The following is a 12,594-nucleotide window of genomic DNA, read 5'->3' as shown; positions in this document are numbered from 1 at the left end:
TCCCCCTACTTAGGGTGATCAGCAAACCTGAGCGATCGGAGGGCGCAAGCATTGCGCCCCTACAGTAACGGATTTTGTCCACAATGTAGGGGCGAACTGCGTTCGCCCAAAAGGTACATTATCAAAGCGCAAGTCCCTTAGTTCATCAGCTTGAATTTGCAGCGCAGCAGCAACATGAAGTGCATCCATCGCCGCTAAACCGTAAGTGCCAGCAATTTCATGACTCACTGCATCCTCCTCGACGTGCAGCAAGTTCTTGTTCTATTTCGTCTTCATTGAGCAGTTGCAATCCAGCTGCGATTGCTCGCTGTCGGATTTCCCATAACTTTTTGCTTAATGGTGTTTGGGGAATAAATTTAGCTTCTGGTGTTGTTTGTGACTCAGATTTAAGTATTTGAACAAATTGCCAAACTTTTTGTTGCTTTTCCGGAGTCAATTCTCGCCATTGTTCAAGTAGTTCTTCTTCTTTACCCATAAATACCTCGCTCTTAAATTACGCATTCCTCGAATCGTTGGCTGTCCAAGACATATTTGTGGATTAACTTTCGGCTCTTGTAGTATATATGTATGAGGGGAAGTTCAGGTATTTTAGGTGGGAATTGGTTCACCAGGACGCAAACTGAGTTGGTGATCCGTTTGACTTCGATTTCAACTCGGTTTAATTATTTTATCGTGTAAGATGGCGATCGCACTCTACTCCAAAGCCTCAATCGTGACTAGACCACCCTCGATCGCTTGAATCCGCAGATCGTAACCTCGCAATAGCTGCATCCCGATTAGTGGAAGTGTCTCTGATTCGTTGATGTAAATCTCACGATATTGCCCATCCCAAATCACGCGCCCGATGTAAACCTCAAACGTACAGAAAGTTCCGTCACCTAATGTGGCAATATCTCGGCCCTCCCAACTCAACCCCAATGTGGCAATTATGTCAGGCGGCAAAGTGAGAAAACCCGAAAATCCTGTATCAATTACAGCATCTACCATCTGCGCTGTCTTATTATTCGTGAGCGCGATCGATAAGGTCGCTTCACACCTTTGATTCACACGACCTTGCATCATTGCTTTGTTCTCAAACTCCTTGTACCAAAGTGATCGACTGCTAGATGTCCAATCCGAATAAACCAAGTCTGAGCATCAGGTACTCGTGCAGAGAGTTGTTTCGATGCTGTCACCAAATCATCGGCAACTTCAAACGCTCCGGTTTCAATGTCAATCGCCACAATTTTGCCATAATTGCCTTCTTCAACTTGAGAGCGCACTTGGGATTCATAGAGTTCATTGCCACGTTGGGCAAATTCTTTTTTGCTGTAGCGGGGTTGTCGAATTACCATATCCTTGACTTCGATTTCAACTCGGTTTAATTATTTTATCCTGTAACATGGCGAACGCACTTACAGCCGTCTGACTTGCGCTAAAGCCTCTTCGCCTGAAATTAGCTGAACAGAACTATTTCTCGCTTCATCTCTGCGTCCTTTAGCTTCAACAATCCACATCGACTCAATCGGAACTTTTTCTATATACATGACCACTATTGCACGGGTACAGCAAGAAAAGTTAACGGATCTATCCATTGCTGGGCAAGGGTTTTCGGGTATTGTAGTAAATATGTATGGGGGTAAATTCAGGTATTTTAGGTGGGAACTGGTTCACCCGGACGCAAACTAGACCATTTACCAGTTTCCCGTAAAAAGCTATCGCAACCCACCACATCCCATTCCATTTCGATATAATCTTCCTTGGTGCGAATGTTAACGTTAATAGAAGGGTTCTTCGCTTCAAAGTCCGGTGTCTCGGTGAGATGACGTTCCTGATGTTGTGTTTCTACGGCATGATAGGTGAGACAGCGATCAACAAAATAGCAGTTAATACAAATACACATAGGTTTAACTCTATAGGTCTTTTCCGTTAATCTAGCTCAGTCTCTCCCCAAATGGGGCCGGTCAAAATTATATTTTTGTAAATTTATCTTCTCGATGTCTTGTCAAAAAAACCTAGATAGTTTAGTTAAAGAAGTTTTTGCGATTAATCAGCAAGAATTGCCAGAAAATGCTTATTTAGTCGGTGGTGCTGTGCGAGACGCTTTATTAAACCGTCAGAAAGACTATATTGACCTAGATTTTGTAGTTCCTGAAAAAGCGATCGAAATTGCCCAAACTATTGCCCATCAGTATAAAGCCGGTTTTGTGGTTTTAGATGCGGTTCGTCAAATTGCTCGCGTCGTTTTTCCGCAGGGTACGCTTGATTTCGCGCAACAGGAGGGAGAATCTCTAGAAATAGACCTAAAAAGACGGGATTTCACCGTTAATGCTCTCGCTTATAATCTCCAAACCCAAGAAATTTTCGATCCTTTAGGGGGATTAAAAGATTTAGGCTGCCAATCTCTGCGGATGATTTCCCGCGAAAATCTCCAAGATGATCCCCTAAGATTATTAAGGGCCTATCGACAAGCGGCTCAATTGGACTTTGAAATCGAACCCCATACCCGTGCAACTATTCGTTCTCTTGCCCCTTTATTGCGCCGTGTAGCCGCCGAAAGGGTACAATCCGAGTTAAATTATCTTTTGCTCAATTCCCGTGGCAATAAATGGCTAAAAAGTGCCTGGGAAGATGGCTTATTATCCCTCTGGTTGCGTCGGATTACCCCCGCAAAAATGGAGCGAGTTATGGGGGTGGAAGCGGCAGCAGGATTGTTAGAATCCTTGTTACCAGAAAAATTTATCTTTTCCCCTTCTCAGTTACAGTTGACAAAATTGGCTCTATTGGTATCGGATGTTTTAGCAGAAGCGGAAAAAGAGTTAATCGATCTTAAGTATTCCCGTGGGGAAATTCGCACGGTAATCACGGTAATTAAGTCTTTACCTCCCCTCAAGGAAGCAGCTAATTTAAGTCTGCGGGAACAGTATTTTATTTATCTAAATACGGGAAAAGTATTTCCTGTCTTTGCTCTTTTTGCTCTATCGATGGGGATTAACAAAAATATTGTCGCTTCTCTGTTTACTTCCTATCTCGATCCCGATAATATTATCGCCCATCCCCGACCTTTATTAAGGGGCGATGATTTAATTAACCATTTACACCTGAAACCTAGTCCGATTATCGGTAAGTTATTAACCGAGGTACAAATTGCCCAAATTGAGGGCCAAGTTAAAGTTTTTCAAGAGGCGATCGATTTTGCTAAAAAGTTATTATAAGTGGTTGGTTATAATTAAATTAAAAATGGATTTTAGGTCTGATCCCCCCTTAATCCCCCCTTAATAAGGGGGGCATCTGATAATTTTTAATGCCTACCTACTTAAGTGGTTGAAGAACACAGAAGTGAGGCTCTGTTCCCCATTGATAACCGTCCCTGGAAACTAATTTTCTGAGCGAATTTTAAACAAAAACACGATGTTGCAGGGAAGGCATTTGTCGTCGCACTTGTTGCAGACGTTGGGGATTAATTTCGGCAATTGCCACCCCCACTTCTTCCCCCGCATCGGCTAAAACCACACCCCAAGGATCGATAATCATAGCGTGACCGTGGGTGTAACGGCGTGCGTAATTATTGCCCGTTTGAGCAGGAGCTATTATATAACAAGTATTCTCGATCGCTCGCGCTTGTAACAAAACTTTCCAATGATCTTTCCCTGTAAAAGCTGTAAACGCCGCAGGTACAAATAAAACATCGGCTCCTTGCTGCGATAAATAGCGATAGAGTTCAGGAAAACGCACATCATAGCAAATCGAGAGGCCAATTTTTCCCAAGCTATCGGAGCCATAAATCGGCGGTAAATCGATCCCTGCCATGACTGTACTCGATTCCTGATAGGTGTTACCATCCGGGACATTGACATCAAAGAGATGGACTTTTTGATAACGGGCTAATTCCGCACCGTTGCCATCGACTAAAATAGCCGTGTTATAAGCTTTATCGGCAATACCCGTCACCGGCACGGGAAAACCGCCCCCTAAAATGGTCACTTGGAACCTTTGGGCCATGGTGCGGAGGAATTTATCGGCTTTGAGAGCAATAGTCTCAGCCTGGGCGATTTTATCGGTTTCTGCCCCCATAAAGGCGAAATTTTCTGGTAAACCGATTAATTCCGCCCCTTTACCCACGGCAAGTTCGATCAATTCTTCAGCGGCAGCGAGATTTTTCTCTAAATCCGGCTGACTGGTCATTTGAATAGCGGCGGCGAGATAGGATTTCATGGGGGTTGAAGCTCTAGAATCAGATAATCTCTGTAAAATTAATCATAACCTTCGATTATATCCAATTTCAGATATTTTGTCACCCCATGAGTAAAATTGTTTTCTGTGACTTTGATGGCACTATCACCGCCGTGGAAACTTTTGCGGGTATGCTCAAAGAATTCGCCCCCGATTTATCAGCCCAAATTATGCCCCAAATGTACGCCCGTACTCTGACTCTGCGCCGGGGTGTCCGTCAACTGCTAGAGTCGATACCGAGCCAAAAATACGCCGATATTCTTGCCTATGCCGAAAGCAAGCCAATTCGACCTGGATTAGCTGAATTTCTCGCTTTTTTACAGGAGCGAGCCATCCCTTTTATTATTATCTCTGGTGGTATCCAAGGCATGATTGCAACGGTCTTAAAACGGGAGGGACTATTAGACAAGGTGACGGCAATTTATGGGGTCAATCTTCATACACAAGGGGAATATCTGCAAGTTCATTCCGATTGGGAAAATGAGACGGAATTAGTGGCTAAAGCCTTGATTATGGCCAAATATTCAGGAGTAGAAACTATTGCGATCGGTGATTCCGTTACCGATATTACCATGGCTAGAAAGGCCGATCTAGTTTTTGCTAGGGATCGTTTAATCGATTATCTACAAGCGGAAAATCAACCCTATATTCCTTGGGATAACTTTTTTGAGATTCGTGAATATCTGTTATTGAGAGATTAGGGATTGGCTGTTAAGTAGCTGGTTGTAATTAAATTAAAAATAGATTTTAGGTTCGATCCCCCCTGCCCCCCTTAATAAGGGGGGTGCCGATCCCCCCTTAGTCCCCCCTTAATAAGGGGGGTGCCGATCCCCCCTTAGTCCCCCCTTGATAAGGGGGGTGTCTGACAACTTTTAACACCTACCTACTTATAAGTAATGGTTAGGATAGGCAAGAGGCAATGATTTTCGCCGTCTCATTCCCAAGCTCCGCCTGGGAATGATTTTTGAAGGCTCTGCCTTCTGTGAAGATTACTCAGGAGGCAGAGCCTCTCATTAAACATTTCTAGGCAGAGCCTAGAAACGAGAGGTTCTAACATCCAAGATCAACCCGTTAAAAGATTTTTTACTACCCTACTCTCAAGGGTAACAATAATTGTAAATTTTTGTAAATTTATGTTGGTTTAGGCTTGACAAAATCGGGGGGGGTAGAATCGCGTCATGGCTCTGTATCGTCATTGAGGAACTAACTGAAAATTTAGTGATTGGCAATTTTGGAAAAATCAGTCTTTCTCCCTTGCCAATGTCGCTTAATTCGAGATTTTTTCCTTTAAAGGACAGTCAGAACATTTGTTTGTTTATTTGTTTTGAGGAAACTTTCTGAGTATGAAAACTTCAACTGTGCTGAAAAAATTTTCAACGGCTGCTGCTGGATCGGCAGCATTTCTCGCCCTTAGCACCTTTTCTGCTATAGTAGCACCCACATCTCAAGCTGTTACTATCACTAACGGATTCACCTATTCTGTTGCTAGCAGCAATGATCAGACTGTAGGAACACATTATCATTCTAATACAGGCGGCGCTTTTGGTAATCCGGCTGGAAAAGCTGAGGTTGGTGATTTCTTTTCTGAGGAAGTTCGCGGACTTTCTGAATACAATATGGCTGGCTTGGGTACTGCAACTTCAGCCTTTGTTACCTTCGATGTATTCAAAGCTGGGGGATTGTTCTCAGGTCAGAATGACTTTCCCTTTACAGGAAATATCAATATCGTCGCCTATCAAGGTAATAATTTAGAGGATATCTCCGACTATCAAGCTCCATCCATTGGAACTGTCGGAACTTTCAATACTGCGGGTCTTTCTGTAGGGAACACGTTGAGTTTCGATATTACTTCAATTTTCAATAACGCTATCGCAAATGGGTGGTCGTCATTAGGTATGCGTTTACAAATTGCAAGTGGTACAGATCCACAAGGTGGAGCTTGGACATTCGATACTTTTCGCCTTACTACTGACAATCAAAGTAACAATCAAACTGTACCCGAACCTACTTCAGTCTTAGGTTTAGTCGCCATCGGTGCTTTAGGTGCTGGTTCAGTCTTGAAGCGCAAATTAAAATAAAAAACTGGTAAATCTAGCCTTAAATTAGCAGCGATCGCACTATATTGATAAAGTGCGATCGCTTTTTTTGGGGCATTCCACATTTTTATTAATCTTTGTTAGAATGACGAGATGGATAATGGCTTTGAGTTGATTGGAGAACTAACCGAAATAGAGATTATCGCCGTCAACCTCTCTATTCGTGAACTCAGAAGGCTAAAAGCCCAGTTTGGGGGTCGTCGATGGCGGAAGCTAAAAGGAGTCGGCTTAGTTCAATTTCCTGATGGAGAAATCCGCAAAGCTGAACTACACTGGTATGAGTCTCATGGTATTGGTCGGCGAAAAATGAAAGTTAAACGAGTTTTGGACTAAATATTTATGCAAACACCAGCATCTAACATTGAATTTGCTATCTGTATTACCGCTGAAGAAGGCGGAGATTTAGAGGTTTGTAAACTTTATCAAGTGTTACCTGATGCTAAAGCGCAAGAGGTGGGATGTTTGCGAGTGATTGATGAATCTGGCGAAGATTATTTGTATCCAGAAAATCATTTTGTCATAATAAAACTTCCTGAAACGGTACAAGTTCAGTTATTAGCAGTCCGCCCTTAAATAGCGAGTAAATTACCTGGGCGTTGCTGATAATAAACGACCTAAGCTGAAATACTGACATTAGAAGTGATCGCCCGCTATAAATTATCAATAAAGTGCGATCGCTTTTTTGGGTTATAATAGTAGAAGTGTGAATGACTAAAGTAAAATTGAAAGTCTATCTTGATACGAGTGTTCTCAACCGAATCTTTGACGATCAGACTCAAGCCAGAATCTATTTAGAGTCAATCTCGATGCAATTAATTTTCCTGCTGGTGGAGAATGAAACAATAGAAATTATCTCTTCTGATGCGCTAGTATATGAAAATCAGCGAAATCCTGACAGCAACCGCCGCACTTTTGTCGAGCTAGTCCTGCAACAAGCTAGGCACTTTCAACTGATTACGGAAGAGGTCTTAGCAAGATCGCAGCAAATCGAAACCTCTGCTAGAATTAAAGGAGTAGATGCTTTGCATATTGCTTGTGCCGAAGCTATAGAAGCAGACTACTTCATTACCTGCGAAGATCGAATGATTAAAAAATAGAGCGGCAGTCTTGCTGTTAAAACTCCTGTGGAGTTTGTCGCCATTATTTTCAACGCTTGAATTGAGAAAAATTACTATGAAAGTTCCAACAGATCTGACGATTCCTGAGATTGAGGAAATTAGAAAAGAGGGAGTTAAAGCTCTCGTAGAAAGATTGGGAATTGCTAAAGCGGCCTTCTTTCTAAGAGAAACAGCATCCCAACCTCTAAATTATTTAGAAATTAAAGATCAGTTATTTGGTGAAATGACAGCGACGGATATTTACGATCAAATTAAAGGCGGCTATGACAGAAATGATTGAGGAAATTCGTCAAAAAGTTAGACAAAACCAATTTGAATTTTCTCAACACGCTGTCAATCAAAGTATCCTGCGTCAGATCAGTGTTCAAGAATTACGGGAGGCGATGGAACAAAGCGAAATTATTGAAGATTATCCGGCTGATAAGTATGGTGCAAGCTGTTTACTTTTGGGATTTACTCTAATTAATAGAGCCTTACACATTCATTGTAGCTATCCCTCTCGCCCTTTGCTCAAAATTATTACCCTATATGAACCCGATCCAAATTTATGGATTGATTTTAAATCAAGGAGAACACCAGATGTCAACTAATTCTAGACAAGAAATCTTAATTGAACAAGAAGTTACCTATACCCTTGAAATCAATGGCAATTTTTTTATTATAGAAAATGTCCCCGCTAGAGTCTGTGTAGAAACGGGAGAGCGTTTTTTTGCACCAGAAACTGTCGAACGCTTGCAGGAAATTATCTGGGAAAATAAGCGACCAAAACGGGTAATTGAAACACCAGTATTTGACTTTGCTAGTTAGTGTTTAATAGAAAACTGGCAAATCGAGCAACAATTGAAGTCTTAAATTAGGGGCGATTTCGCTATGTTTTTAGAGTGCGATCGCTTTTTTTGGGGCATTCCACATTTTTATTAATCTTTGTTAGAATGATGAGATGGGTAATGGCTTTGAGTTGATTGGAGAACTAACCGAAATAGAGATGATCGCCGTCAACTTCCTTTTTACAATTCATTTGGAAACGTTATACAAGGTTGGGTTATGGTTCTAGTGGGGAATTGGCAATAGTTCAATGGTAACGGAACCGCCTTCAATCGCCTGAATTCGCAAATCATAGCCTCGCAACAATCCCATCCCAATTAAAGGCACTGTTTCGGATTTATTGATGTCGATTGTGCGATACTGACCGTCCCAAATTACCCTCGCAATATAAACTTCGAAAATACAATAACTGCCATCTCCCAATGTTGCGATATCACGCCCCTTCCAGGTTAAATTTAGAACCGCAATAATACTAGAAGGCAAGGTCAAAAATCCTGAAAAACCTGTATCAATTACTGCATCCACGAGTTGCATTTTAGCATCGTTTTTCACGACCACTGGAAGGATTGCCTCGCAACTCTGATTTACCGAGCCATACATCATAGAGTTTCTCTCAAACTCCGTGCGCCAAAATGATAGACTGCCCGATGCCCAATTCGGATAAACCAAGTCTGAGCATCGGGATATTTGGCAAGGAGATGCTCTGATGCGGTTACGATGTCATCAGCCACTTCAAAGGCTCCAGTTTCAATGTCGATAGCGACAATTTTACCATGATTGCCTTCCTCGACTTGAGAACGAATCTGAGATTCATAGAGGTGGTTGCCACGTCTAGCAAATTCTTCTTTGCTGTATCGGGGTTGTCGAAGTTTCATCGGTTTGATTTCGTTTAACTTTACGTTTCCATTTTAGCTGACATGACAACATCTTCTCTCACTCCCCTCTAATGCCTCGTATCGAACATTGAAGATTGATATCTTTGGTGCAATCCAGTCGGCTGATTTTGGCGAGGATTATTGGCAGCAATTGCGCCAGCAAAAATAAATTCGGAACGATTTTGCGCCATTTCAGAGATCAATCCAAATGTTAAGAATTGTACAACCCTCTTGTCATAAGGATTTTTATGTCATGAAACCTTAAATTTGGAATTGCTGCAATTGCGCTCTCTTGATAGACGGCGATCGCTTTTTTGGGTTATAATAGTTAAAGACACGATAAATTGATTCAAGTCAAGCCCATGCCACTAACTCTTAATTTAACATCGGAAATCGAACAATATCTCAGCCAAAAAGCGAGGGAGAAAGGTCTTTCTTTAGAAGCTTATGTCCTCAAGCTACTTAAAGATGCTATTTTAGAACAATAAAAACAGACTAAACTGGTTAATTTACTTCAATCTTGGATTGATGAAGAAGATGAACAGGAACAAAAAGAAACAGGTGAATATTTAATCGAAGCACTCGATCAAGATCGTTTATCGGAGCGTCCTTTATTTCCGGCTGAATTAAAGGGAGTAACTTGGTGAATAGAGTAGTTTTATTAGAGGAACTTTATTGCAATAGAAGTGACACGAACCAAACGAGAAGGTTATGAACAGGGATAAGTCAGAAATGGAAGATGATTTGCAGAAATGTTTCCTACTGCTGATGCGGTTAACGAAGCGTTACGATTTTTGGCTCTTCTAGGTTCTGTGTGATAAGTTTAACTTACTATATGATCGCTCAATCTTTGTGTCCTTTGTGTCTTTGTGGTTCGTTCCACCCCCCCCCGCTAGGAGGAATGTATCTTAGAATACATTTTACCCACCAAACCCAAGAGAGCCTAAAATCCCTATTCATCCCCTAAATAAGCTTCAATCACCGCAGGATTCTCCCTGACTGTAGCTGGATCTCCCAAAGCGATTAACTTACCGAAATCTAACACGGCAATGCGATCGCATAATCCCATCACTAAAGGCACATGATGTTCGATTAACAGGACGGTTAGAGCTAAATTATCGCGAATTTGTCGAATTAGCTGACTTAATGACCCCTTTTCGCTGGGATTCATCCCGGCTGCCGGTTCATCGAGGAGTAATAACTGGGGTTGCAAAGCTAAAGCGCGGGCAATTTCCAAGCGTCTTTGATCACCATATGCTAAATTACGGGCTTTTCGATTGCTTTGGTCGGTTAGTCCGACTAAATCTAATAATTCCGCCGCTCTTTTGTAGGTTTTTTCCTCCTCCCTTCTCGAAACTGGTAAACCCAAAATTCCCGTCCAAAGATTGGAGCTATTGTGAATATGTCCAGCGATCGCTACATTTTCTAAAGCCGATAATTCACCAAATAAGCGCAAATTCTGGAAAGTACGGGCAATTCCCGCCTGAGCAATCTGGTGAGGACGATAATTAGCCAGACTGCAGCCTTGATAAATTAAATCACCACTGGATAGGGGAATTAAACCAGTGATCAGATTAAATAAAGTTGTTTTTCCCGCCCCATTGGGTCCAATTAAGCCAAAAATCTCGTTTTTTTGTACCTGAAAGGAAACCCCATCGACAGCGACTAATCCCCCAAATCGACGGGTTGCCCCCCGCACTTCTAATAAATTTGCTTGCATCCTTGTTAATAGATTAAATTAGTCGATTTTACTCGATCAAGACGATTGCAAGTAAGCATTGCACCGACCAAAAAAAGATAATTGTCAGGAGAGTCACCCAGAAAGAATCAGTTGTCAGGATTTACACAATCCTGACTGGATAAACAAGACGGCTCACCACTACTAGCGAATCAAAATGCGTCTTAGCTTACCCTAGGGCCGATCGAGCTTGATCAGATAATCTGCCACAGCTTGGTAAGCTGGTAGAGTGGTAGGGTCGTTGGCCGCATTAGCTGCTACGGGATAGGAAGCAAAACGAGCGATTACCATATCTGCACGGGGATCGATGTAGAGGGATTGACCGTGAACTCCCCGCGCCATAAAAGCACCATTCTCGTTGTGAGTAATCCACCACATACTGCGATAACTCCATCCCTTTAAGGCCGAGTATGACGCTCTCGCAAATACCCGTGGATCTCCCCCCTTGCCAATCTTGCGGATGACTTCTGGCGGCACTACTTGGCGATCGCCAACCTTGCCCTCGTCGAGGATCATTTGGCCGAAGCGCGCCAGGTCTCTTAAACCCGCATTTAAGCCGCCACCGGCGAAGGGAGTCCCGATCGAATCTACGGTAAAGTAAGCATCAATATCGGCACCGATTTGACTCCAAATTTTTTCCGAGAGAACTTCCGTCAGTGGTTGCCCCGTGACTCTAGCAATTAACCAACCAAGAACATCAGTATTAATAGTTTTATAGCCAAAACTCTGACCGTGTTCTCCTTTTTTTTGGACAGTTTGCAGGAATTGAAAATAAGTGCTAGGGCCCGTATAACCTTCTGGTTTCGGTAAAGGATTCCCGGCGGCCGCGTGTTGCCAGACCCCCGCCTTGGGATCGGCATAATCTTCACTATAATCTAGGGCCGTGGTCATATTGAGAACTTGACGCACCGTGGCATCGCCAAAGCCGCTTTTCGTCAGTTCGGGAATATAATCCCTAACCAGTTTATTTTCCTCTAATTTATTTTCGGCCACTAACATTTCTCCCAATAATCCCACAAAGGATTTAGTTAGGGACATGGCCCCATGACGTTCCACCTGGTTCAAACAGCCGAAAAACTTTTCATAAACCATTTGACCATGGTGCATCACCAGGATCCCATCGGTAAAGTTAGCTTCTAGGGATTGTTGCCAAGTCATCGTGTCCTTGGCCCCCCAGGGCAGAAAAGTCACGTTGTCAATATCTGATAATTCTTTTTTCACCAAAGGAACAGCTAGAGATAATCCCCGACTAACGGCTTTAGTGGGCATAAGCTGTTGAAAATGGCAAACACTCCAGCGCATTTGGGGAAATTGAAAATAACTACCGTTAGCAAAACGGATAATTTTATCGGGGGGGGGCGGCGAACCCTGCATCCAGCCTAAAATCCTTGGATCGGAGTTGGCTGCCGTCCAAGTTATCTTAGTCGCTGCCGTGGTTCTTTCCTCTGCGATCGCCTTGAGGGATAGATGCCAGCCGCTTGCCAGTACACAGGCACTAAAAAAAAATATTAAGAGAATTCGCCGGAGTTTCATGAAAAATCAGGGAAATTAGGAAAACTGACTAGATTTAGTCTCGGAATGAAAAGATAGTTCATCGAAAATTTGGGTCTGAAACCCCGTCGTTCTACGACGGCTTTACTGTTAAATATGAGCATCGTTTACGAAATATATGCTAAAATGTGAGGTATGGAAAAAGCCTATTCGTTTCGATTTTACCCCACACCCGAACA

19 protein-coding genes and 1 pseudogene are annotated in these 12,594 nt (G+C 42.6%); 11 read left to right on the top strand and 9 right to left on the bottom strand.

Translation table 11 applies throughout. The annotated features are described in order from the left end of the window. Positions 1-217 precede the first annotated feature (217 nt). From O9324_RS21265 to O9324_RS21250, 4 genes are all read right to left on the bottom strand, one after another. Complete coding sequence (locus tag O9324_RS21265; RefSeq protein ID WP_287629454.1) at positions 218-475, bottom strand: hypothetical protein; 258 nt, start codon at positions 473-475, stop codon at positions 218-220. Between the two features lie 218 nt (positions 476-693). Beyond that, the gene (locus O9324_RS21260) at positions 694-1,062 is read right to left on the bottom strand and encodes a clan AA aspartic protease (RefSeq protein ID WP_287629453.1); all 369 of its coding nucleotides are present in this window, start codon (positions 1,060-1,062) and stop codon (positions 694-696) included. After that, positions 1,059-1,334 carry a hypothetical protein gene (locus tag O9324_RS21255; protein WP_002767579.1) on the bottom strand — a complete coding sequence of 92 codons (276 nt, stop codon included), beginning with the start codon at positions 1,332-1,334 and terminating at the stop codon, positions 1,059-1,061. The genes O9324_RS21260 and O9324_RS21255 overlap by 4 nt, the downstream gene beginning before the upstream one ends. Before the next feature lie 299 nt (positions 1,335-1,633). Continuing rightward, on the bottom strand, positions 1,634-1,882 hold the full coding sequence (locus tag O9324_RS21250) for a Ycf34 family protein (protein WP_002755241.1): 249 nt from the start codon (positions 1,880-1,882) through the stop codon (positions 1,634-1,636). 94 nt (positions 1,883-1,976) lie between these two features. On the opposite strand from O9324_RS21250, the gene O9324_RS21245 reads away from it, so the two are divergent. Next, a complete protein-coding gene (locus O9324_RS21245; RefSeq protein ID WP_288141238.1) occupies positions 1,977-3,194 on the top strand; it encodes a tRNA nucleotidyltransferase/poly(A) polymerase-related protein in 1,218 nt (405 codons plus the stop codon). Positions 3,195-3,375: 181 nt separating this feature from the next. Here O9324_RS21245 and O9324_RS21240 read toward each other — a convergent pair whose 3' ends face one another. Continuing rightward, positions 3,376-4,194, bottom strand: coding sequence for a carbon-nitrogen hydrolase family protein (locus tag O9324_RS21240; protein WP_288141237.1), 819 nt, complete (start codon positions 4,192-4,194; stop codon positions 3,376-3,378). Positions 4,195-4,280: 86 nt separating this feature from the next. Between O9324_RS21240 and O9324_RS21235 the strand changes: the two genes are divergently transcribed. From O9324_RS21235 to O9324_RS21200, 8 genes are all read left to right on the top strand, one after another. Then, positions 4,281-4,913, top strand: a complete 633-nt coding sequence (locus O9324_RS21235) for an HAD-IB family phosphatase (RefSeq protein ID WP_288141236.1) — start codon at positions 4,281-4,283, stop codon at positions 4,911-4,913. Positions 4,914-5,555: 642 nt separating this feature from the next. Beyond that, complete coding sequence (locus tag O9324_RS21230) at positions 5,556-6,290, top strand: PEP-CTERM sorting domain-containing protein (protein WP_288141235.1); 735 nt, start codon at positions 5,556-5,558, stop codon at positions 6,288-6,290. A gap of 111 nt (positions 6,291-6,401) precedes the next feature. Beyond that, positions 6,402-6,641, top strand: a complete 240-nt coding sequence (locus O9324_RS21225) for a hypothetical protein (protein WP_288141234.1) — start codon at positions 6,402-6,404, stop codon at positions 6,639-6,641. A 6-nt stretch (positions 6,642-6,647) separates the two neighbouring features. After that, positions 6,648-6,881: a hypothetical protein gene (locus O9324_RS21220; protein ID WP_002745620.1), complete on the top strand. Its 234-nt coding sequence runs from the start codon at positions 6,648-6,650 to the stop codon at positions 6,879-6,881. A gap of 134 nt (positions 6,882-7,015) precedes the next feature. Further along, on the top strand, positions 7,016-7,405 hold the full coding sequence (locus O9324_RS21215; protein WP_288141233.1) for a PIN domain-containing protein: 390 nt from the start codon (positions 7,016-7,018) through the stop codon (positions 7,403-7,405). Between the two features lie 76 nt (positions 7,406-7,481). Beyond that, entirely contained in the window at positions 7,482-7,706 is a 225-nt protein-coding gene (locus tag O9324_RS21210) for a hypothetical protein (RefSeq protein WP_288141232.1), read from the top strand. Beyond that, a complete protein-coding gene (locus tag O9324_RS21205) occupies positions 7,699-8,016 on the top strand; it encodes a DUF4258 domain-containing protein (protein ID WP_002779213.1) in 318 nt (105 codons plus the stop codon). Before O9324_RS21210 ends, O9324_RS21205 begins: the two co-directional genes overlap by 8 nt. Continuing rightward, positions 7,955-8,233, top strand: coding sequence for a YgiT-type zinc finger protein (locus tag O9324_RS21200; protein WP_002767595.1), 279 nt, complete (start codon positions 7,955-7,957; stop codon positions 8,231-8,233). Before O9324_RS21205 ends, O9324_RS21200 begins: the two co-directional genes overlap by 62 nt. 243 nt (positions 8,234-8,476) lie before the next feature. Here O9324_RS21200 and O9324_RS21195 read toward each other — a convergent pair whose 3' ends face one another. Together O9324_RS21195 and O9324_RS21190 are read right to left on the bottom strand one after the other, a co-directional pair. Then, positions 8,477-8,854, bottom strand: a complete 378-nt coding sequence (locus O9324_RS21195; protein WP_287629857.1) for a clan AA aspartic protease — start codon at positions 8,852-8,854, stop codon at positions 8,477-8,479. Then, positions 8,851-9,126 carry a hypothetical protein gene (locus O9324_RS21190; protein ID WP_002767597.1) on the bottom strand — a complete coding sequence of 92 codons (276 nt, stop codon included), beginning with the start codon at positions 9,124-9,126 and terminating at the stop codon, positions 8,851-8,853. The genes O9324_RS21195 and O9324_RS21190 overlap by 4 nt, the downstream gene beginning before the upstream one ends. Positions 9,127-9,488: 362 nt before the next feature. Between O9324_RS21190 and O9324_RS27325 the strand changes: the two are divergent. Beyond that, positions 9,489-9,773: pseudogene (locus O9324_RS27325) on the top strand (hypothetical protein). A 305-nt stretch (positions 9,774-10,078) separates the two neighbouring features. Here O9324_RS27325 and O9324_RS21180 read toward each other — a convergent pair. Further along, positions 10,079-10,846, bottom strand: coding sequence for an ABC transporter ATP-binding protein (locus O9324_RS21180; RefSeq protein ID WP_288141230.1), 768 nt, complete (start codon positions 10,844-10,846; stop codon positions 10,079-10,081). Between the two features lie 192 nt (positions 10,847-11,038). Continuing rightward, positions 11,039-12,397 (bottom strand): serine hydrolase domain-containing protein, encoded by a 1,359-nt coding sequence (locus O9324_RS21175; protein ID WP_287629853.1) that lies wholly within the window; start codon positions 12,395-12,397, stop codon positions 11,039-11,041. Positions 12,398-12,550: 153 nt separating this feature from the next. On the opposite strand from O9324_RS21175, the gene O9324_RS27320 reads away from it, so the two are divergent. Then, on the top strand, positions 12,551-12,594 hold a 44-nt coding region (locus tag O9324_RS27320), incomplete at its 3' end, for a helix-turn-helix domain-containing protein (protein WP_353737494.1).

It is taken from the genome of Microcystis sp. LE19-84.1B (assembly GCF_027531875.1).
Classification (GTDB): Bacteria; Cyanobacteriota; Cyanobacteriia; order Cyanobacteriales; family Microcystaceae; genus Microcystis; species Microcystis panniformis.
The sequence above is the reverse complement of the archived record's forward strand: the minus strand, read 5'-3'. Positions and strand labels throughout refer to the sequence as shown.

What these genes read in the sequence shown, in the direction of transcription:
- O9324_RS21265 (WP_287629454.1), bottom strand. Translation starts at nt 475, where the DNA reads ATGGGTAAAGAAGAAGAACTACTTGAACAATGGCGAGAATTGACTCCG.
- O9324_RS21260 (WP_287629453.1), bottom strand. Translation starts at nt 1,062, where the DNA reads ATGATGCAAGGTCGTGTGAATCAAAGGTGTGAAGCGACCTTATCGATC.
- O9324_RS21255 (WP_002767579.1), bottom strand. Translation starts at nt 1,334, where the DNA reads ATGGTAATTCGACAACCCCGCTACAGCAAAAAAGAATTTGCCCAACGT.
- O9324_RS21250 (WP_002755241.1), bottom strand. Translation starts at nt 1,882, where the DNA reads ATGTGTATTTGTATTAACTGCTATTTTGTTGATCGCTGTCTCACCTAT.
- O9324_RS21245 (WP_288141238.1), top strand. Translation starts at nt 1,977, where the DNA reads ATGTCTTGTCAAAAAAACCTAGATAGTTTAGTTAAAGAAGTTTTTGCG.
- O9324_RS21240 (WP_288141237.1), bottom strand. Translation starts at nt 4,194, where the DNA reads ATGAAATCCTATCTCGCCGCCGCTATTCAAATGACCAGTCAGCCGGAT.
- O9324_RS21235 (WP_288141236.1), top strand. Translation starts at nt 4,281, where the DNA reads ATGAGTAAAATTGTTTTCTGTGACTTTGATGGCACTATCACCGCCGTG.
- O9324_RS21230 (WP_288141235.1), top strand. Translation starts at nt 5,556, where the DNA reads ATGAAAACTTCAACTGTGCTGAAAAAATTTTCAACGGCTGCTGCTGGA.
- O9324_RS21225 (WP_288141234.1), top strand. Translation starts at nt 6,402, where the DNA reads ATGGATAATGGCTTTGAGTTGATTGGAGAACTAACCGAAATAGAGATT.
- O9324_RS21220 (WP_002745620.1), top strand. Translation starts at nt 6,648, where the DNA reads ATGCAAACACCAGCATCTAACATTGAATTTGCTATCTGTATTACCGCT.
- O9324_RS21215 (WP_288141233.1), top strand. Translation starts at nt 7,016, where the DNA reads ATGACTAAAGTAAAATTGAAAGTCTATCTTGATACGAGTGTTCTCAAC.
- O9324_RS21210 (WP_288141232.1), top strand. Translation starts at nt 7,482, where the DNA reads ATGAAAGTTCCAACAGATCTGACGATTCCTGAGATTGAGGAAATTAGA.
- O9324_RS21205 (WP_002779213.1), top strand. Translation starts at nt 7,699, where the DNA reads ATGATTGAGGAAATTCGTCAAAAAGTTAGACAAAACCAATTTGAATTT.
- O9324_RS21200 (WP_002767595.1), top strand. Translation starts at nt 7,955, where the DNA reads ATGAACCCGATCCAAATTTATGGATTGATTTTAAATCAAGGAGAACAC.
- O9324_RS21195 (WP_287629857.1), bottom strand. Translation starts at nt 8,854, where the DNA reads ATGATGTATGGCTCGGTAAATCAGAGTTGCGAGGCAATCCTTCCAGTG.
- O9324_RS21190 (WP_002767597.1), bottom strand. Translation starts at nt 9,126, where the DNA reads ATGAAACTTCGACAACCCCGATACAGCAAAGAAGAATTTGCTAGACGT.
- O9324_RS21180 (WP_288141230.1), bottom strand. Translation starts at nt 10,846, where the DNA reads ATGCAAGCAAATTTATTAGAAGTGCGGGGGGCAACCCGTCGATTTGGG.
- O9324_RS21175 (WP_287629853.1), bottom strand. Translation starts at nt 12,397, where the DNA reads ATGAAACTCCGGCGAATTCTCTTAATATTTTTTTTTAGTGCCTGTGTA.